This window comes from Noviherbaspirillum suwonense (genome assembly GCF_900182955.1).
GTDB lineage: Bacteria > Pseudomonadota > Gammaproteobacteria > Burkholderiales > Burkholderiaceae_D > Noviherbaspirillum_A > Noviherbaspirillum_A suwonense.
Genome location: NZ_FXUL01000019.1, coordinates 1 through 19,133, shown reverse-complemented (window position 1 = coordinate 19,133; position 19,133 = coordinate 1). Strand labels below are relative to the sequence as shown.

At 56.6% G+C, this 19,133-nt stretch carries 18 protein-coding genes, 3 pseudogenes and 1 other annotated feature; of the genes and pseudogenes, 10 read left to right on the top strand and 11 right to left on the bottom strand.

What is annotated here, in order from left to right:
* Nucleotides 1-12: 12 nt before the first annotated feature.
* Together gshB and gshA are read right to left on the bottom strand one after the other, a co-directional pair.
* Nucleotides 13-960 (bottom strand): glutathione synthase, encoded by a 948-nt coding sequence (gene gshB / locus QOL82_RS20730; protein ID WP_283444212.1) that lies wholly within the window; start codon nucleotides 958-960, stop codon nucleotides 13-15.
* Between the two features lie 4 nt (nucleotides 961-964).
* Nucleotides 965-2,263 carry a glutamate--cysteine ligase gene (gene gshA, locus QOL82_RS20725; RefSeq protein WP_283444211.1) on the bottom strand — a complete coding sequence of 433 codons (1,299 nt, stop codon included), beginning with the start codon at nucleotides 2,261-2,263 and terminating at the stop codon, nucleotides 965-967.
* Between the two features lie 247 nt (nucleotides 2,264-2,510).
* Between gshA and QOL82_RS20720 the strand changes: the two genes are divergently transcribed.
* Both QOL82_RS20720 and QOL82_RS20715 read left to right on the top strand, forming a co-directional pair.
* Nucleotides 2,511-2,813: a hypothetical protein gene (locus tag QOL82_RS20720; protein ID WP_283444210.1), complete on the top strand. Its 303-nt coding sequence runs from the start codon at nucleotides 2,511-2,513 to the stop codon at nucleotides 2,811-2,813.
* Nucleotides 2,810-3,247 carry a PIN domain-containing protein gene (locus QOL82_RS20715; RefSeq protein WP_283444209.1) on the top strand — a complete coding sequence of 146 codons (438 nt, stop codon included), beginning with the start codon at nucleotides 2,810-2,812 and terminating at the stop codon, nucleotides 3,245-3,247. The genes QOL82_RS20720 and QOL82_RS20715 overlap by 4 nt, the downstream gene beginning before the upstream one ends.
* Before the next feature lie 155 nt (nucleotides 3,248-3,402).
* Here the strand turns inward: QOL82_RS20715 and QOL82_RS20710 are convergent, their stop codons facing one another.
* The 3 genes from QOL82_RS20710 to QOL82_RS20700 are packed head-to-tail and all read right to left on the bottom strand — an operon-like array spanning nucleotide 3,403 to nucleotide 6,085.
* Entirely contained in the window at nucleotides 3,403-4,947 is a 1,545-nt protein-coding gene (locus tag QOL82_RS20710; RefSeq protein ID WP_283444208.1) for an ammonium transporter, read from the bottom strand.
* 10 nt (nucleotides 4,948-4,957) lie between these two features.
* Complete coding sequence (glnK, locus tag QOL82_RS20705) at nucleotides 4,958-5,296, bottom strand: P-II family nitrogen regulator (protein WP_283444207.1); 339 nt, start codon at nucleotides 5,294-5,296, stop codon at nucleotides 4,958-4,960.
* A gap of 15 nt (nucleotides 5,297-5,311) precedes the next feature.
* Complete coding sequence (locus tag QOL82_RS20700) at nucleotides 5,312-6,085, bottom strand: TorF family putative porin (protein ID WP_283444206.1); 774 nt, start codon at nucleotides 6,083-6,085, stop codon at nucleotides 5,312-5,314.
* Between the two features lie 236 nt (nucleotides 6,086-6,321).
* On the opposite strand from QOL82_RS20700, the gene QOL82_RS20695 reads away from it, so the two are divergent.
* A complete protein-coding gene (locus QOL82_RS20695) occupies nucleotides 6,322-6,576 on the top strand; it encodes an accessory factor UbiK family protein (RefSeq protein WP_283444205.1) in 255 nt (84 codons plus the stop codon).
* Between the two features lie 105 nt (nucleotides 6,577-6,681).
* Here QOL82_RS20695 and QOL82_RS20690 read toward each other — a convergent pair whose 3' ends face one another.
* A complete protein-coding gene (locus tag QOL82_RS20690) occupies nucleotides 6,682-7,821 on the bottom strand; it encodes a GGDEF domain-containing protein (RefSeq protein WP_283444204.1) in 1,140 nt (379 codons plus the stop codon).
* 263 nt (nucleotides 7,822-8,084) lie between these two features.
* Between QOL82_RS20690 and QOL82_RS20685 the strand changes: the two are divergent.
* From QOL82_RS20685 to QOL82_RS20675, 3 genes and pseudogenes are all read left to right on the top strand, one after another.
* Nucleotides 8,085-8,279, top strand: a pseudogene (locus QOL82_RS20685) (magnesium chelatase domain-containing protein); the annotation flags it as partial.
* Nucleotides 8,280-8,611: 332 nt separating this feature from the next.
* A pseudogene (locus QOL82_RS20680) lies at nucleotides 8,612-9,834 on the top strand (IS3 family transposase).
* Nucleotides 8,890-9,006: a sequence feature (AL1L pseudoknot), on the top strand. (Overlaps the previous pseudogene by 117 nt.)
* Nucleotides 9,835-10,425: 591 nt before the next feature.
* The gene (locus QOL82_RS20675) at nucleotides 10,426-10,956 is read left to right on the top strand and encodes a hypothetical protein (RefSeq protein ID WP_283444203.1); all 531 of its coding nucleotides are present in this window, start codon (nucleotides 10,426-10,428) and stop codon (nucleotides 10,954-10,956) included.
* Between the two features lie 350 nt (nucleotides 10,957-11,306).
* Here QOL82_RS20675 and QOL82_RS20670 read toward each other — a convergent pair whose 3' ends face one another.
* The 5 genes from QOL82_RS20670 to QOL82_RS20650 form a co-directional block, all read right to left on the bottom strand.
* Nucleotides 11,307-12,296 (bottom strand): caspase family protein, encoded by a 990-nt coding sequence (locus QOL82_RS20670; protein WP_283444202.1) that lies wholly within the window; start codon nucleotides 12,294-12,296, stop codon nucleotides 11,307-11,309.
* A gap of 9 nt (nucleotides 12,297-12,305) precedes the next feature.
* Nucleotides 12,306-12,677 carry a TIR domain-containing protein gene (locus tag QOL82_RS20665; protein ID WP_283444201.1) on the bottom strand — a complete coding sequence of 124 codons (372 nt, stop codon included), beginning with the start codon at nucleotides 12,675-12,677 and terminating at the stop codon, nucleotides 12,306-12,308.
* A 74-nt stretch (nucleotides 12,678-12,751) separates the two neighbouring features.
* Complete coding sequence (locus tag QOL82_RS20660; RefSeq protein WP_283444200.1) at nucleotides 12,752-13,006, bottom strand: site-specific integrase; 255 nt, start codon at nucleotides 13,004-13,006, stop codon at nucleotides 12,752-12,754.
* 100 nt (nucleotides 13,007-13,106) lie between these two features.
* Entirely contained in the window at nucleotides 13,107-13,418 is a 312-nt protein-coding gene (locus tag QOL82_RS20655) for a site-specific integrase (RefSeq protein WP_283444199.1), read from the bottom strand.
* 60 nt (nucleotides 13,419-13,478) lie between these two features.
* Nucleotides 13,479-13,730: a hypothetical protein gene (locus tag QOL82_RS20650; protein ID WP_283444198.1), complete on the bottom strand. Its 252-nt coding sequence runs from the start codon at nucleotides 13,728-13,730 to the stop codon at nucleotides 13,479-13,481.
* Between the two features lie 333 nt (nucleotides 13,731-14,063).
* On the opposite strand from QOL82_RS20650, the gene QOL82_RS20645 reads away from it, so the two are divergent.
* The 4 genes and pseudogenes from QOL82_RS20645 to QOL82_RS20630 all read left to right on the top strand — a co-directional run bounded on the left by QOL82_RS20645 (nucleotide 14,064) and on the right by QOL82_RS20630 (nucleotide 18,846).
* On the top strand, nucleotides 14,064-15,329 hold the full coding sequence (locus tag QOL82_RS20645; protein WP_283444197.1) for an IS256 family transposase: 1,266 nt from the start codon (nucleotides 14,064-14,066) through the stop codon (nucleotides 15,327-15,329).
* A 53-nt stretch (nucleotides 15,330-15,382) separates the two neighbouring features.
* Nucleotides 15,383-15,811 (top strand): annotated as a pseudogene (locus QOL82_RS20640) (IS5/IS1182 family transposase); the annotation flags it as partial.
* Nucleotides 15,812-16,469: 658 nt separating this feature from the next.
* On the top strand, nucleotides 16,470-18,056 hold the full coding sequence (locus tag QOL82_RS20635) for a vanadium-dependent haloperoxidase (protein ID WP_283444196.1): 1,587 nt from the start codon (nucleotides 16,470-16,472) through the stop codon (nucleotides 18,054-18,056).
* 361 nt (nucleotides 18,057-18,417) lie between these two features.
* On the top strand, nucleotides 18,418-18,846 hold the full coding sequence (locus QOL82_RS20630; RefSeq protein WP_346772308.1) for a VOC family protein: 429 nt from the start codon (nucleotides 18,418-18,420) through the stop codon (nucleotides 18,844-18,846).
* The last annotated feature ends 287 nt before the right edge of the window (nucleotides 18,847-19,133 follow it).

Here is a 19,133-nt window from a genome sequence, read left to right as displayed (position 1 = left end):
GGAAAGCCAGCATTAAACCACGGCGGCGGCGCGTTCCAGCGCATCGATGAACTTCGCGGTGACGGAGAAGCCGGTCTGCTGCTCGATTTCCTGGAAACAGGTCGGGCTGGTGACGTTGATCTCGGTCAGGTAATTGCCGATCACGTCCAGCCCCACCAGCAGCAGCCCGCGCTGCCAGAGGATGGGCGCGACGGTCTCGCCGATCTCGCGCTCGCGCGGCGTGATCGCGCGCGCCACGCCCAGGCCGCCGGCCGCCAGGTTGCCGCGCACCTCGCCGCCCTGCGGTATCCGCGACAGGCCGAACGGCATCACTTCGCCGCCGATCAGCAGCACGCGCTTGTCGCCGTCGACGATCTCGGGAATGTAGCGCTGGACCATGATGGTCCGCCGGCCGTTGTCGGAGAGCGACTCGATGATGGAGCCGAGATTCATGCCGTCCTCGCGGACGCGGAAGATGCCGGCGCCGCCCATGCCGTCGAGCGGCTTCAGGATGATGTCCTGGTGCTCGCGGTGGAAAGCGCGTATCCGCGCATTGTCGCTGGTCACCAGCGTCGGCGCGGTCAGTTGCGGGAACTGCGCGATGGCCAGCTTCTCGTTGTGGTTGCGGATCGCCTCGGGCCGGTTGAACACCCGCGCGCCATGGTTTTGCGCGACTTCCAGCAGGTAGGTCGCGTAGATGTATTCCATGTCGAACGGCGGGTCGGTGCGCTCCAGCACCGCGTCGAACTCGGTCAGCGCGCGCGCCACCGGCGGCTCGGCGCGGTACCAGTCGTCGGCGTCGCCGGTCAGCGTGATGCGCGCGATGTTGGCGACCACGCGCCCGGCCTCGATCGCCATGTCGCGGTGGCGGAACGCATACAGCTCGTGGCCGCGCCGCGCCGCCTCGACCATCATTGCGTAGGTGGTGTCCTTGTAGGTCTTGAAGGTGGAGAGCGGGTCGGCGAGGAAGGCTATTTTCATGTTGTTAATACACTTCCGGATTAGGATCGGTTTTTTCGAGTTCGAGCGACGCGGCCAGCAGCGCCAGCCGGGCGACGACGCCATACATGTAGAAGCGGTTGGGCGCGGTGGTGCCGGGCTTCGCATGCGGGTTGGGCAGCGCATGCTGCTGCGCGAAGGCCAGCGGCACGAAATGCGCGCCCGGCGCATTCAGGTTCTCGTCGACGCCGCGCTCGGCATGGACGCGGTAGAAGCCGCCCACCACGTAGCGGTCTATCATGTAGACCACCGGCTCGGCCACCGCCTCATTGATGTGCTCGAAGCTGTAGACGCCTTCCTGCACGATAACGTTGCTGACTTCCAGCCCGTCCTTCACCACCGCCATCTTGTTGCGCTGCTTGCGGTTCAGGTCGCGCACCTCGCTGGCGTCGCGCACGGTCATGATGCCCATGCCGTAGGTGCCGGCATCGGCCTTGACGATGACGAACGGCGTTTCCTTGATGCCGTATTCCTTGTACTTCTTGCGGATCTTCGCCAGCACCGCGTCGACGCCGGCGGCCAGCGCATCCTCGCCGACGCGTTCCTGGAAGTCGACCGGGCCGACCTTCGCGAAGTAGGGATTGAGCATCCACGGGTCGACGTCGATCAGCTTGGCGAATTTCTTGACCACGTCGTCATAGGCCGAGAAATGGTTGGTCTTGCGGCGCACCGCCCAGCCCGCGTGCAGCGGCGGCAGCACGTTCTGCTCGTTCAGGTCTTCCAGGATAGGCGGCAGGCCGGAAGAGAGGTCATTGTTCAGCAGGATCGTGCAGGGGTCGAAATTCTTCAGGCCGACGCGGCGGCCGTTGGCCAGGATCTCCAGCGGCTCCAGCGTCAGCGTGCCGCCATCCGGCAGGTTGATCGGCGTCGGCTCCTTGATGGTCTCGTCCAGCGTGCCGAGCCGGACATTGAGGCCGGTCTGGCGGAAGATCTGCATCAGCCGCTCGACATTCTGCAGGTAGAAGGTGTTGCGGGTATGCCGCTCCGGGATCATCAGCAGGTTCTTGGCGTCCGGACAATATTTCTCGATCGCCGCCATCGCCGCCTGCACCGCCAGCGGCAGCATTTCGGGCGACAGGTTGTTGAAGCCGCCGGGAAACAGGTTGGTGTCCACGGGCGCGAGCTTGAAGCCGGCGTTGCGCAGGTCGACCGAGCAGTAGAACGGCGGCGTGTGCTCCTGCCACTCCAGCCGGAACCAGCGTTCGATGGCTGGCGTGGCGGCGAGGATCTTCTTTTCGAGCTCGAGCAGGGGGCCGTTCAGGGCGGTGACTAGATGCGGAACCATGGCAAACTTTCTTTACATTACGTCTACAGTGACGCAGATTCTATCGGGATTCCCGGGCTTGCGCCGGTGGATGGGACAAGGTATGGAACTACCTCCTCAGGTTGGGGACCGGCGGCGGGTTTTAAAGTATCGGGCCGGAAAATAAGGTGATGCGGCGCAAACGGCTGCGCATGGAGTCGGACTTTGCCGCCACCCTCCTTGCCGACCATTATTGCCGGACATATTACTGGATAGAACAGGAGAGGCCGTGAACAGCATCTCGCAAAAACGGGCGATCGAAAATTATCGGAAACGGCTGACGGAACGCGGGCTGGCCAGGTTCGAAGTCCTCGGTTCGGAAAACGACAGGGACCTGATCCGGTCCATTGCGCGTCGCTTGTCGGAGGAAAGCGCCGAAGTCGCAAAACTTCGCGCGGCGCTCAAGCTGGCGCTGACTCCCGGGGACGAAAAAAGGGGCGGGATCGTGCAGGCGCTGCGCCGTTCACCGCTGGTCGGCGCCGAACTGGACCTGTCCCGGCCGCTGCCCGTCCCCAGGAAGGTCGATTTGTGAGCCGGTATCTCCTCGACGCCAATATTCTCAGCCACGTCATGAAGCCCGAACCTTCCGGGCCATTGCTTGCATGGATGTCCGGGCAGCGCGACCAGGACCTCTTCATCACCACGCTGACCATCGGCGAAATCTGGCACGGCCTGCTGCGAATGCCGGCCGGGCGCAAGCATGAGCAGTTAAAAACCTGGTTTAACGGGCCGGAAGGACTTTTAACGCTCTTCGAGGGCCGCATCCTGCCTTTCGACGAAGTGGCGGCGATTGAATGGGCAAGGCTGATGGCGGACGGGTCCGCGCGGGGTCGGCCGCGCAACCCGCTGGACATGATCGACGCGGCGATCGCGGCAAGCAACGACTGCATTGTCGTGAGCGACAACGAAAAAGACTTTTACGGCCTGGAATTCATCAACCCATTACGCCAGCCGCCTGCCGGGTAAACGCGCCTGGCGGGATCGTCGATGCGGACAGGCGGCCGGGCGGCCGGGCGGCAAGCCTGGCCCGGCCGGTGGATTCCCATCGCGGCACGCCAAAAAAAAGCGCCCCCGAGGGGGCGCAGGTGGCCGCTGCCAGCGGCCAGGGAGCTTAGGCAGGATCAGGCATGGTAGGCGGACTCGCCGTGGCTGGTGATGTCCAGGCCCTCGCGCTCTTCCTCTTCCGGTACGCGCAGGCCGACGATCAGGTCCACCAGCTTGTAGGCGACGAAGGAGACGACGCCGGACCAGATGACCGTGGTCAGCACGGCCTGCAGCTGGATCCAGACCTGGCCGGAGATCGAGTATTCCGGCGAAACCGCGTTGGCGACGTAGTCATAGATGCCAGTGCCGCCCAGCGATGGCGAAGCGAACACGCCGGTCAGCAGCGCACCCAGGATGCCGCCGACGCCATGGACGCCGAACACGTCCAGCGAGTCGTCCGCGCCCAGCATGCGCTTCAAGCCGTTGACGCCCCACAGGCAGATCACGCCGGCCAGCAGGCCGATGGCCAGCGAACCCATCGGGCCGACGAAGCCGGCGGCCGGGGTGATGGCGACCAGGCCGGCGACCGCGCCGGACGCAGCGCCCAGCATCGAAGGCTTGCCCTTGGCCATCCACTCGCCCATGGTCCAGGTGACGACGGCGGCGGCGGTTGCCAGCATGGTGTTCAGGGTCGCCATGGCGGCCAGGCCGTTGGCTTCCAGGCCCGAGCCGGCATTGAAGCCGAACCAGCCCACCCACAGCAGCGACGCGCCGATCATGGTCATGGTCAGCGAATGCGGCGCCATGGCTTCGCGGCCGTAGCCGATGCGCTTGCCGATGACGAAGGCGCCAACCAGGCCGGCGATCGCGGCATTGATATGCACGACGGTGCCGCCGGCGAAGTCGAGCGCGCCCTTCTGGAACAGCCAGCCCGACGAAGCGGTCGCGGTTTCAGCGGCAGCGGCGCTGGTATAGGCGTCCGGACCAGGCCAGAACCAGACCATGTGCGCGATCGGCAGGTAGGAGAATGTGAACCAGAGCACGACGAACAGCAGCACGGCCGAGAAGCGCACGCGCTCGGCGAAAGCGCCGATGATCAGGCCGCAGGTGATGGCTGCGAAGGTCGCCTGGAAGGTCACGAACGTGAATTCCGGCAGCACGACGCCCTTGCTGAAGGTGCCGGTCATGGTGTCGACCGTGATGCCTTTCAGGAACAGCCGGTCGAACGAGCCGATGAAGCTGCCGCCCGGCGTGAACGCCAGCGAGTAGCCGTAGATGGCCCACAGCACCATGATCAGCGAGAACACCATGAACACCTGCATCAGCACCGACAGCATGTTCTTCGAGCGGACCAGGCCGCCGTAGAACAGCGCCAGGCCGGGGATGGACATCATGGCGACCAGGATGGTGGCGACCGTCATCCAGGCGACGTCGCCCTTGTTGGGGACAGGCGCCGGTGCGGCGGCTGCAGGTGCGGCAGGTGCTGCTGCGGCTGCAGCGGGTGCGGCTGCGGCAGGTGCCGCGGCTGCCGGGGCGGCCGCGGCCGGTTCCGAGGCGGCCTGGGCCAGGACCGTAGCGGCCGGCGCCTTGGCCGGTTCATCGGCGGCATGCGCCGCCGTGCCGAATCCGATGGCGCACATCAGCATGCCAGCGGCGATCAGTCTTGCAAGTGGATTTTTCATGTTGTCGTCCTCAGAGTGCTTCTTTGCCGGTCTCGCCGGTGCGGATACGCACGACTTGCTGCAGGTCATAGACAAAAACCTTGCCGTCGCCGATCTTGCCGGTGCGCGCCGCGGTCTCGATCGCTTCGATCGCCTGTTCGACGATGTCGTCGTCCACGGCTGCCTCGATCTTGGTCTTCGGCAGGAAATCGACCACGTATTCAGCGCCGCGGTACAGTTCGGTGTGGCCCTTTTGCCGGCCGAAGCCCTTGACTTCAGTCACCGTGATGCCCTGAACGCCGATGGCGGACAAGGCTTCACGCACCTCGTCGAGCTTGAACGGTTTGATGATGGCGGTAATGAGTTTCATGGGAAGCTCCCGGTGTCAGAACGTTTTGGAAATCGATACGACTGCGGTTGTCTCGCCTACCTTCTTGCTGCGGCCGGTGCCGTCCACCGCGGTGTACAGGCCCTTGTCGGCATTGGTGCCGATCACGGCCAGGCCGATGGTGGCAAAGCCGAAGTCGCGCGCAATGCCGATCTTGTAGTCGTTGTAATTGAACTCGCCGTAGTGACGCACCCACTGGCGGCCCGCATGCAGCGTCAGCGTGGTCTTCTCGGCCACTTCATAGTTGAACGCCAGGTCGAGGTAGCCCGAACCCTTGGAATTGCCGCGCGGCGTGGCCGCGGTGGTGTCGTTCAGGCCAAAGAAATCGGTCAGGCCGTAGCTGTACTTGGCCGAGAACCACTTGTAGGTGCCGCCGAAGTAAATCTCGCCGTTGTTATACTTCTCGTTGGTCTGGCCGACCTTGGCGCCAGGATAGTAGTAGTACAGCAGGCCGATATCGGCGGTGAAGTCGGTGACCGGCTCGAACTTGTAGCCGCCGTAGAAATCCATTTCCAGCCCGGCGCCATTGTTGTACTGGTTGCCGCTGACGTTCGAGTTCCAGTTGCCCAGGTAAAAACCGCTGCTGTGCGCATAGTCGAAGCCGCCCTGCACCGCCGGCTGCTTGAACGTCTGCGAGATGCCGCGGAAACGATAATCGCTGGCGACCGTCAGGTTGCCGGTGAAGGTGTGCTCGGGCGTCGGTGCGGTTTGGGCATGAACGGATGCGGAAAACGCTCCCAGCACGGCAACGGACAAGATCAGCTTTTTCATGAATTTCCCTTAAGGTTGTCGGAGCAATACGTTGTTTATTATGTTGAGGTACTCTCAAGGAACATTAGCAGGAGGCGTGCCAGGGACATGGACGCAGAAATAGGGCTTATTGCGGCTTGTTGTATTCCCAATTCGCCTCAACCTGTGACGCATTACCGTACATCGCACCGCATTGAAGCGCACCAGACAGGGGCGCACCATGATGGGGCAGGATTTTCACTTTTTAAGGAAGCAACATGACCAGATCGACATTTTTCAACGACTTGCAGAGCAAAATCGGGCAAGTGTTCGAAAATTCGCCAGCAAAAGACCTGGAAAAAAACATGAAGGCCATGCTCAGCCAGGGCTTCTCGCGGCTGGATCTGGTCACGCGCGAGGAATTCGATGTGCAGGCGCAGGTCCTGGCGAAAACCAGGGCGAAGGTGGATGCGCTGGAAGCGCGGCTGGCGGAACTCGAGGCGCTGGTCAGGGACCGTCACCCCGGCGCGTAATTCCCGCGACTCCCGGCCGGGCGCGGCATTCCGGACGTCCGCACTGCCGGGGCGGGCCGGCCCGTGCGTCTCGGCCCCTGCGCTATATGGCGCCCCGGAGGCTGGCTAGATGCAGTAGCGGTCGCGGCCTTCCGACTTGGCCTTGTACAGCAGCTTGTCCGCGTTCTGCATCAGCACGGTCCAGCTGCGCTCCTGGTCTTCGGGGGACAGCACGGTGAACCCCATGCTGAGGGTCACCGGAAACTGGCCGCGGAAGCGGTAGCGCCGTACCGAAGCCAGCATCCGTTCAGCCAGCGTGCTCACGCCCTCCCGGTCCATGCCCGGGAAAATGATGCAGAACTCCTCGCCGCCATAACGGCCGACGATATCGATATTCCTGCAGCTATCCTTTAAAAGATGCCCGATCTCCGTGATCACGTGGTCACCGGCGTCATGGCCGAGCTCGTCATTGATGCGCTTGAAATGGTCGATATCGATGTAGGCGACGCTGAGCGGACGGCGCAAGCGCTGGGCAACGTCGATCTCGCGCTGCCCGGCCGACACGATGGCGCGCCGGTTGTAGAGGCCGGTCAGCTCGTCCTGCGTCGCCATCCGGTGCTTGTCGGAAATAAGGCGCTCGAAATACAGCAGCATCAGGGCCATGGCGAAGAGCAGCGTCGTGACCATCGGCACCAGGTAGACGATCACGACCCCGATCCCGCCGGCGGTGTCGGGCAGGAACAGCGGGTCGTTCTGGTACACGCCGACGCCGCGCGTGATGAACGCCGCCGCGGAGACCAGCGCCGCGCTGCAGGCCAGCATCCCGGCAAACGAAGCACGGGCGCTGCGCTTGCTGAGGAGTTCGACCAGGTTCAGCACGAACACCGCGGTCATCGTGACCGACGCCAGCAGCGCCCGGCTGCGCAATGCATGCTCGGCGACAAATGAGTAGGCGAACCACAGGAAGAACCCGGCGATGATGATCCAGCCCAGCGGACTGCGTTCCTTTCCGTAGAACGCCCTCAGCCCCCACCACTGCAGCACCATGCCTGCGATGATCGCGCTGTTGCCGACCGTGGAAAGCATCAGCCGGGGGGCGCCGCCGTTGACGATGACGACGAGCACGCCCAGGGCCGACAGCAGCCCCGAGAGCGCCCAGTAGCGGGTGCAGCGTTCACCGGACGACGCATAGAACGTCCCTGCCATGATCAACGCCACGGCCAATTGCACTGCCAGTGTCGCTGCCGCAGCGGTTGATGCGTCCATTAATCTTCCAAACAAATAGTGATGCCAGTAATCATTTTTATAGGGAAACTGGGCGAGCTTAATCATAGCTCACTGTCCCGGCATGGCCCGGACGAAGTTGCCCTGACCTTGATGCAAGCAAGGCTGCCGCACCGTCATGCATGAGCGTCCGCTTTGTTAGCGGCCGGTTAATTGAAGTTGGCCGCGGTTTTGCGTATCGTGCGCTGTCCCTGCACGGGGGCCTGTGCCCCACCCGGCTTTCCCATCCTCCGAACGGAGCACCGATGACCCTGGCCGTGTTGAAAAGCCGGGCGCTGACCGGAATGACAGCGCCCGAAGTGACGGTGGAAGTCCACCTTGCGAACGGCCTCCCGGCCTTCACCATCGTCGGGCTTCCCGACACCGAGGTGAAGGAGTCGCGCGACCGGGTGCGGGCGGCGCTGCAGAACGCCGGCTTCGAATTCCCCGCGCGCCGCATCAAATGTAGTCAAATATTTTTTTGACGATTTTGAACAGGGTAGCCATGTCAAAAATTTATATCCCACAATTTCACTACGACAATATCCATCATAGGCTTTTCGGACCAAAATCATTTGGATGGTTTGTTTAACTGTAGTCCACGGGTGCCGGCCAGATTTTTAGTCATGAACAGTTGCTGCAAATAAATTCAACAGGATGGATGGGAGCCTGCAACAGAGGGATGAGCCAGTTAGATGAAGAGAAAAAAAGTCCACACCTAGTAGCCTTTCAATACGCCATAGTGAATCGCCCCGAGTTTTATAGAGGCCCCATCGTTTGAGAGAATGGAGCCATGAAAAAGCAACTCAAGTATTCCCCCGAAGTCATCGAGCACGCCGTGCGCATGGTCAGCGAAGCCGGCAGCCAGTACGAGCCGCAATGGGCAGCAATCACGTCGATCGGCGACAAAATCGGCTGCACGCCGGAGACGCTGCGCCGCTAGGTACGCCAGCAGGAGCGTGATGCCGGCCAGCGGCCTGGACCAACTACTGCAGAAGAGGAGCGCGTCAAGGCGCTCGAGCGTAAAGTGCGCGAACTGCGCAAAGCGAACGAGATCCTGCGTCTGGCGAGTGCTTTTTTCGCCCAGGCGGAGCTCGGCCGCCACTTCAAGCCGTGAGGGCTTTCATCGACCGGTACCGCCATGGCTACGGCGTCGAGCCGATCTGCAAGGTAATGCAGGTCGCGCCGTCGGGCTACTGGTGCCACGCTGCGCAGCAACGCAACCCATCACTGCGCTGTGCCCGCGTCCAACGCGACGACGTGCTGAGCGTCGACATCGAGCGGGTCTGGCAGGCGAACCTGCAAGTCTACGGCGCCGGCAAAGTGTGGCGTCAACTGCGGCGTGAGGGAACGGACGTGGCCCGCTGCACGGTAGAGCGCCTGATGCGCAAAGCCGGGCTGCGCGGTGTCATGCGAGGAAAAGTCGTACGCACGACGGTTGCTGACACGAAGGCGCCATGCCCGCTCGACCGCGTCAACCGCCAGTTCAAGGCCCAGCGGCCAAACCGGCTGTGGGTCAGTGATTTCACGTACGTCTCGACATGGCAGGGTTTCGTCTATGTCGCCTTAATCACCGACGTCTTCGCCCGACGCATCGTCGGCTGGCGGATCAGCAGCTCAATGCGCACCGACTTTGTGCTCGATGCGTTGGAATAGGCGCTGTACGCTCGTCAGCCGGAGCGCAACGAGTTGGTCCACCATAGCGAAAGGGGCTCCCAATACGTATCCATAAAGTACAGCGAGCGCTTGGCAGAAGCCAGCATCGAGCCGTCTGTGGGTAGCAAAGGCGACAGTTACGATAACCCCTTGGCTGAGACGATCAATGGGCTCTACAAGGGTGAGCTGATCCACCGACGCGCTCCCTGGAAAACACGCGAGGCCGTCGAGCTGGCCAGGCTGGAATGGGTTTCCTGGTTCAATCACCACCAGCTGCTGGAACCGCTCGGCTATATACCGCCGGCCGAAGCTGAGGCAAACTATTACAGGCAATTGAGCAGTCAAGCCGTCCCAGCCTGACTCACACTAACCGGCCTCCACGAAAGTCTGGGAAATTCAAAAGGGTGTTATTTCCGGTCTAGCCAATGATTCTAGGTATTGAGCTGCCTTGAAGGGAAGCCATGGCTGCCGAAGATGATAGCCCTCTGGCTCTCACACGTTCCGCACTTAGTTTATGGTTTTGCCAAGGGATGACTGGTTTCCGGGCTGCCGCTGCTACAAGATCGAACATCATCTTGCACTTTATGAAATTGCTGACGGTATGATGAATGTGCCGCGGGTGTTTCATCAGCGCATGGATCCACGCGCGTTATCTTTGATAGGTTAACAGCTTGCCCGCACAATGAGTTATAGAATTTCACTAACCGCCTGTCTAAGATCGACCCCATAAATACTAGCAATCAAGTAAAATTCATTCATCGCGATAAAAAGAGCAAGGAATAACGTGTCACATAATAAAAAACCGGGCAACACGCCAACAAAAGCTCCGAATAAGCCGCAACCTGTTACTCACCACAAAAGAAGCGGAAATTTTGATTCAATAAGTAACAATAATGCTATCTCGAAAAAAATCCCAATAACGACTTCGCCGAAGCCGCCACCAGATAAAAAATGACTGACTTAGCAGAGGAAAAGGTATATCTCTGGAATAAAAGGCATGAGGTCATATACAAAGCTGAGCTTTCCGCTTTGTATCATCTTAAAAGAGAAAGATTTTTCGATCTTTTGGATAAATTTTCCAAGGCGGTCTCTTTGATTGGTGGATCTGCTGCAATTTGGAAAATTAGCGAGCCCGAAACTGTGACTCGGATTGCTGCGCTTATCACTGTTTCATCGTCATTGTCACTGGTGCTCTCTTTTTCCGATCGATCGAGGCGTCATGCTGAATTCGCGCGAAACTACCGAAAATTAACTGCCGAGATATATCGAAAAGGTGAGCGCAGTTTTCAAGAGGATGACATTAATCAATGGATGGCTCAAGCTTGCGAGATTGAGTGTAGTGAACCGCTCCCCCTTTCCGCTTTAGTTATCATATGTCAGAATGAACTAGCAATTGCCAACAATGAAAAAGAGAAAATTCATCCTCTTCCATTTTGGGCTCGTTGGTTAGCTCACTTCTTCGATATGCCCCAGAGAGGGTAGAACAGGGAAAGCCGTTCCGAGGCCACCTTATTCCGGCGGCGGTACATATAGCTAAACCAATGCGTCACCGGGTTACCAAAGCCGAGGCTATAACTGGAAGGTATCGGCGTACCTGCTCACGGTCACTCTCTTTCTCGTCGTCCTTCAAGTCAGCATATCCAATTGAACTCTGCCTTTCCCATCGTTCTACGAGCTCAGCAGGCAGGACAAGCGATCCATCGGGCTGACGTTTGCCTTTGCTGTGCATATAGCGTTGCCAGTGGGACCAGCGCTCGTGTTCTAGGGCTGCAAGATCCTCCATTACGGCATGTAATATGCGTTCTACGTATTCGCGGTTCATTTAAGCCCTGTCATATCAAATTATTTGCGACTAAGTCGCGATAATGCTGCCCTAGAACTGTAAGTTCACAAAACTTACTCTGCATAGCTGCATGCCACATATGGGGAGCGCCGACGGGCCGCACCAAATTTACTTTAACATAGCGCTGTAAAATGGCAAAAACTGCATTTTTCTCTGGATTCGGCGGAGGAATTTCAGAATTTGCACGCTGCTCGTCAGATCGCTCGGGCTCATAAGCTGGGTCGAGTGGAAAATTATAGTCCGCACGTGGAAAATGGGTTGCGAGTGCCAGAAGGTCTGAGAGTGGAATTGGCGGCGCGGCCTTTCTGAGAGACACAAACTTTTTTACGTTCGTCTTGAACACGGGGCGTTGGGCCCACGATCCAAGCGACTGATCGATATGTGCATAGATGCTTCCTGGTGTGATATCACCCACTAGATTCGCCGCTGCACCACTAAGAGCATCGACAAACAAGCGTGTAAAAACACCCGCGCCTCCGCCGGGCACCTCCATCGCATACTGTTTTGCGGTAGAAGCTGTAAGAATAGTCATTCCCTCCTTGATTTCAGCCACAGGAGCGTCCGCACGATTTCCCACGATTCCGCTGTGGCAGCTATCTAGAATGATCAATTTGTTTTTCGCTGCCGATTTACTTGCAATAGTCATTAACTCGGTGAGAGAAAATCCGTCATCACCAGTTCTGCAATCGCTAGCGCAAAGAAAGCCGCCTGTATCCTCGATATGGCCGTGTCCTGCAAAGTAAAGTAGCGCAATCTCAGCATCATCACTAAATAGCTCCCGCACCGCCTCTTTGAGTTCGTTCCTATCTACTACGTCTGCAGGACCGGTACCGGTAAGGAGTCGGGGCGTTACGAAATTCACGGTGCCATCCGCATGACGCTCAAGCACGCTTTTTACGGCATACGCATCGTTTACGCAGCCGCTCAAAGGGCTGATATGAGTGTAATAATCTATACCTACGATCAGCGCTTTTCGCATAATTATGTTCTATAGGGAATCAATGAAGTCGCTGATATTTTTGTCACTCCAAACGTAGGTTGGTACCCCATTCAGATTAGTGCGATCATCTGTGTAAGCCCATATGCCACGCAGGGGTTTCTTCTCTTCTTTTGTACACTCGATTTCCCATTTCTGTCCGCTTGAAGTCAACGAGTTTTTACTTACAAGGACAATGACGCCATCGGATCGCCTAATGCGTGTGCGGACACGATCCTTCCAGTCCTTGTCGTAAGGTTCTTTGACAGACATATCGATAAATTCGAACGGCGCTCTGGGGTGAAGTGATTGCCCCTTTAGAAAGTCACGTTGCCGCTCGTCTTCTATGGCAAAAGCTACAAACACTACTTTTTTGTCTGACATAGTTCTTCTTTCTAAATTTAATTAATTTACAACTTCGTTGGAACTGCCTTAAAAGTCAAAACCTCTATTTTTGATTAAACAAAGAAAGAAAATACCCTAAAAATGCCTTTTATCAAATCAATATTCCAATATTCGTTCAACTTCATCAAGTGAAACCTGATCGTTGCGCCAGTCGTAAAGGCCATTTGCTGCGCAATCTTCAGCTCGCCGCCATTGCGCAGGTATTCGGTGATACCTGTGGCCGGGACGCTGTGATACCCGATTTTCGTGCGGGTGCCGGCGTTCTCGGCACGCCGCTGGATCATCCGGTACACATCGGCCTGGCGCATCGGCCGGTCCGATAGCTGGGTACTGCGCCCGGTCGCACTACAGAACAGCACGCCTTTCGCGCCGGGCTGCACGATATCGACATACGCATGCAGATAGGCGTCACAGATTGTGATGGCAGGTCATGTCATGCGATTTCCCGCCTCTTTTATGCAGTCGAATCCAGGTCCGGTGGACTTTCACATATACGTCCTCACCTTGCATTTGAATAACGGCGCTGACATGGGCAAAGGTATAAGTTATCAGAGCAATCAATTCCCAGTCGCGTAGGCCTGTCATGATCGTAATATCGATGGAATCCAGCAACGTCCTGGCTTCATCGGCAGCCAGCACGGGCGTTTTGCCTTTCTTAACCGAGTGTTTCGGTCCTTGCACCGATGGGGCAGGATTGACGGCAATGATCTGGCCGGTCACCAGCCAGTCAAAAAGAACGCGCAGTGCTGCTAGCTGCTACTTGACCGATAGCGCCGACAGTTAGAGCAACAACGTTTCGATATCGGCAGCGACGTGGATCGGCTCGACGTCCTGCAGGTCGTTCAGCCCATGCTCAGCGCGCCAGCTCGCAAAGCGGCTGACGGCCCGGACATAGTCTCGCCTAGTATTCGGGTTGCGGATCTGAGCCATAAAGAATTCAAGTATGCGTTTCGCCGCTTGGGGCGTCGGTGTGAAGAGCGCAGGCAACGCAGTCGGATTTGCACTATTAATTATGACAAGATCTTGGGCCATTCTTACGCCGTGCGATTATGAATGATGAAGGACGTTATTATTCTTGATGGTGACTAGGGAGACAGTATGACCAGCAACCTCATCCGCAGCACGAGTTACAGAACACCGGGCTGCCGGCTCTGTTCACGCCAACGCCAGCCTCGGCGAAGCGCGTGATCGAATGCTTTACCGCGAACATCCGCAGCCGCAATACGCAGACCGTCTATGCCCGCGAGCTATAGTCGAAAGTGGTGTACGGATTGATGCCTGTGGACGGGGTGGGAGGCGGTGGAGGTTTTGTTGGAGAATTTGATTGTCGAAGTCAAAAACATCTAACAAGAGGAATCCCCCACCATGCGCAAGGATAAGCAAGAAGCAGGAATTGGTCTACCGGAAATTGGCGTGTCGTTGGACGAACTGATTCGCCGCGGCGCGCGGCAAGTCATTCAGCAGGTCACTGAACGGGAGCTGGCCGCGCTGCTGGAGCAGGACGGCAACGTCAGAACTCTGGCAGGCAAGAAGGCTGTCGTACGCAATGGCTATTTGCCCGAGCGTGACGTGCTCACCGCTGCGGGGCCGGTGGCAGTGAAAGTGCCAAAGGTGCGTGACCGATCCGGGACAGGTGTGAAGTTTAATTCGGCGGTGGTCCCACCCTATGTCAGGAAGTCACCCCGCGTCTCGGCAGCCTTGCCCTGGTTGTACCTTAAGGGCATCTCGACGGGTGACATGAGCGAGGCGCTGTCGGTGCTGCTGGGTGAGCAAGCCAAGGGCTTGTCGGCCAACGTGGTCAGCCGCTTGAAGGCACAGTGGTCAGAGCAATGGCAGCAGTGGGACCGACGCGACTTGAGCAGCGCCCGCTATGTGTACTGGTGGGCCGACGGCATCCATACCGGTGTCAAGAGCGAAGGCGCAAATGGTCAGTGCCTGCTGGTGATAGTGGGCGTGACGCCGGACGGCAGAAAGGAACGGGTCGCTATCGCGGACGGCTTCCGGGAATCGACCGCCTCGTGGCGCGAGGTGCTGCTGGACTTGAAGGCACGCGGGCTGCAAGCTGGCCCGTTGCTGACCGTTGGCGATGGCGCCATGGGTTTCTGGGCAGCGATGGAAGAGGTGTTTCCTGCCACGCGGACCCAGCGTTTCTGGCTCCATAAGCTGGGCAATGTGTTGAATGCGCTGCCGGCATCTCAGCAGGCCAGAGCAAAGGCCGCCATGCAGAACATCTTTATGGCTGCGACCAAGGCTGATGCCTTGAAAGCGTTCGAGGCATTCGTTGCGACCTATGATGCGAAGTATCCAAAGGCCGCCGAGAAGCTTACGCAGGACCGGGATAGTCTGCTAGCGTTCTATGACTTCCCTGCCGAGCACTGGCAGCATATAAGGACCACCAATCCGACTGAGTCGACGTTTGCCACGGTACGGCACCGGACTACGCGGGCCAGGAACTGCCTGTCGCGGTCAACGTTCCTGGGACTCGCGTTCAAGTTGATGGAAGAAGCAGAAAAGTCGTGGCGCAGAATTCGCGGCGCCGACAGAATCAAGCCATTACTGGACGGCGTGCCGTTCAAGAATGGCATCGCGGCGCAGGAAAATCCGCCGGAACAACAGAAACTCGCCGCTTGATGGCCCTATCCTTCAGACCGGCCATACACCAGATTTGACACTAGCTCGCCTATGCCAAAGGCAAGGCCCAGATACCATACGAAGTCGGCGTGAAGGTGTCGATTGTGACGACCTAAAAGAATGCCTTCTAGTCGGCGCGTGCTCCATGCCGGGCAGTCCCTGTAATGGCCATACTCTCTACGAAGCATTGGAGCAGGCCGCAATCCTCTCCAAGGTCAAACCATTGATGGCGTTCGTCGACCGCGGGTATCGCGGTGTGGAGGACCCCCGCTACAGATCTGGAAATTAGTTCATCAACGTGGAGTCACACGTGGCCTCAAGGCAATGATTAAGCGCCAAAGCGCCATTGAATCGACCGTCGGCCACATGAAGAACGACGGCAAGCTGGGCGCAACTGGCTCAAAGGGGCAATGGGCGATGCCATGCATGCCTTGCTTTGCGGCGCCGGACACAACATCCGGCTCATCATTAACAAGTTTAAGTCTTGCCGGCCACTGACCTCGGCTTATTGCTCAGCACCTACTATGCAGTGGACTATGGCGGCTTTGAGTCGATATCCCCTGTTCAGGCTTTGGTTCCAGTCGGCTAAAAGCGGCCTTTCGGAAATGTATTGCACAGCCGAGCATGTACAAGCAGACTCGGCCTTTATTTCTATATAAAAGGCCTATGACGGTAGCTCAACCCCATTCCTTAATTGAAATTTGCTACAGGGAAGCCATACACTCAGTGCGTTGCCTGGGACCGCTTTGGCAATAACTCAAATTGAAACTTAATGGCCCTAAACCCTTGGGGCAAGCGAACCTGACACATCTCGATAGATTATTTGATGGCTATATTGAGACTGTCAACTACATGCAACAAATAACAAACAGGAGATAAGGGGGAGCAGCATTATGCCATGACGCAAGTGATCAGAGCGACGGAATATCAATCCAATAATCTAAAACAATCTCAAATTGGCGCACATCAATAGAACTCATTTTATTTTAGACATAACTGGCGCTCCGATAGATACCATGAAAAAAACTGGTTGATAATTAATCGCCAAAGTGGCATTCTAAATATCATTATCAGCAACGTAGAACAATAGTTTTAAAAATGAAGTAGTTCTTATCGATCCAATAAAATGGGCGGGCGAATATGAAGCACTTTAAAAAATTGCCATGCGGAATTTCGGTTATATTAGCGACATTTTTATTTAATGGTGCATCAACTGCCCAAACTTCTCGTCAAACTGCTTCTCCAGCACAGACTCCCCTCTCTCCACGCGGATTGAGCGATTTCAGCAACATATTGTCTCCACAAGCCGATCGTGTGGCGATCACAACTAAATCGCTTCTTTTTGTGCGACCCATTTCTCCGCAAAATGATCGTCTCGGAACTTGGAACGAAATTGCTCTTCAGGTCACGGCTGCAGACCATGCCAGAGGGCCTAATGAAGGTTACGATCAGCTAGGGCCGCACCGCTCAAGCCGCGCAATGGCAATCATTCACATCGCAATATATGACGCAGTAAATAATATAACAAAAAAGTACCAGTCTTTTTCAGGTAGTCCTGATGGTCCTGGCAATGCCTCAATAGACGCAGCGATTGCTGTTGCAGCCAGGGATACATTGATTGCTATGTTTCCACTGCAGAAAGAAACAGTTCTCAATGCTTATCGTGTAGATGCGGTAAGCATTCCAGGCACGGATGAAGCAAAGCAACAGGGGGAGGCCGTTGGCGCAGCAGCTGCGGCAGCAATCCTTGCCTTGCGCGCAAATGACAATTCGGCTTTGGCCGAGCCCGATATTGGTACAGAATCTCAAGCATCGGCGGATCCCCAAAAATTTGTATATATCAAACCGGGAATTGGTGTCTGGCAGCCTGATCCAATTAGCAATATTCGTGTAGCGCTCGGATACAATTGGGGAAAAGTTACGCCATTCATTATCCCTAGAGCAGATATGTTCAGGCCTACTCCACCACCCGCCGTCGATAGTCCACAATATGCTGAATTATATAACGAGGTAAAACGACTTGGCGGTGACTCATCAAAGGGAACACCTACAGAAAGAAAGTCTGTTGAAAGCTTTCGTGCTATTTTTTGGGCTTATGATGGTACGCCAGGTCTTTGCGCGCCGCCAAGACTTTATAATCAAGTGGCTCTCCAAGTAAAAGAACAAAACAAACATACTTTACTGCCTTTGTCTGACATTAGCGACAGAGCCCGTTATTTAGCCCTTATTAATACCGCCATGGCAGACGCTGCGATCTCGGCTTGGGAAGCAAAGTGGCACTATGCATACTGGCGACCGGTCACGGCGATTAGATACCCTGGTGATGATGGAAATGCTGCCACAACGCGGGACGCTAGCTTCTATCCGCTCGGCGCACCTGCATCTAATGCTAGAGGACCAAACTTCACGCCGCCATTTCCAGCATATCCTTCTGGTCACGCTGTATTCGGTGGAGCTGTGTTTGAGATAATGCGAAAATTCTTCGGTGAGACAACCTCTGTTGAAGTTGTTTCCGATGAATTTAACGGTCGGAACCGTGGGATGGGAACAGAGCCGGTTCGAGGCTTGCAGCCTATAAGCTATATGCGCTTCGTCGATGCGGAATGGGAAAATGCACGTAGCCGCATTTGGCTTGGAATCCACTGGCAGGTTGATGCGACCGCTGGGGTCAATGAAGGCAACGAGGTTGGACGTTACGTCTTTGACCACGCCTTTCTACCCCGGTAATTAAATTGCCATCAAACATATATAATTTCCTAAAGGAATGCAAGAAAAGCAAAATCAGTTGGTAAATGTTTGGGTCGATAATTACACTTCGATGCTCATGTCTACCGTTCGTCCTCTGCTTCCGCGCAACGAAACGCCTTTTAGTTTGGGCTTGCCAAGCGGCTGTTATGGGTCGAATACGGTCCTCCATCATTGGCGGCAGCCGGCCATGAGCAACCACCCAAAAAAAGTCGATATCAACATCAAATCCATCTTCCAACGGCCATTAAAATGGGAATCGAGAGGCGCCACGTATTCCGGCAAAAACATAACATGCCTCATAGCAAAATAAATCATGAAAATATAATTCAGTCATGTAGACATCCTGGTCGCGAACCTGGAGGAAGCGTGTGATTATTACGCTTGCCTTTTTAATGCTCAAGTTTCTAAGACTTTAGTTTGGCGGCGTGATGCTCTCCATGTCCGCTATGCGGTCGTAAGATGGGATGCGGAACGTTTCATGCTTGTTCAGCCTTTAACTGGAAATCTCAAGGTTCTTATGGATGCCAACGGCGAAGGCACTATATACCGTCATTGTTACTCCACCCCAGACATCGAGGCCGCTTACAACGAGTTGGTTGCAAAGGAAGTTCAGCCGGAAAATGAAAATGGGAAACCGCTGGCGCGCGACAATCTTAATTCGCCTAGTGGTGCGCGTATTCTTTGGCTGCCAAAACGTTTTGGAAACTTCTCGATTGAGCTGCTGGAAGAAAAAGAGCTTGAGACGTTTTTGGCAGACGCATTTGCCTGAAGTTTATGGCCAGCGCCTTAACTTCTGCGGTCGGCCACGAGCGGTCATCCAACCGATATTGAAACGCTGGCCGAGAAGTCACTTGGCGCAACGGGGCGTCGAGAATTGCACCCCGCTGGGCCACACTTTTAAAGGCCATGTTGCCTAGGCGCGGGCGGGATCAGCACTTCTCGACTTTTAGCTCGACGAGGTGTAAGCGCCCAGTCATCCCGTCTTGACGAAACCTCTTGGGGTAGATGGACGAATTAGGCAGGCGTCCATCGATGCGGGAGCAAGTCGCTGATACG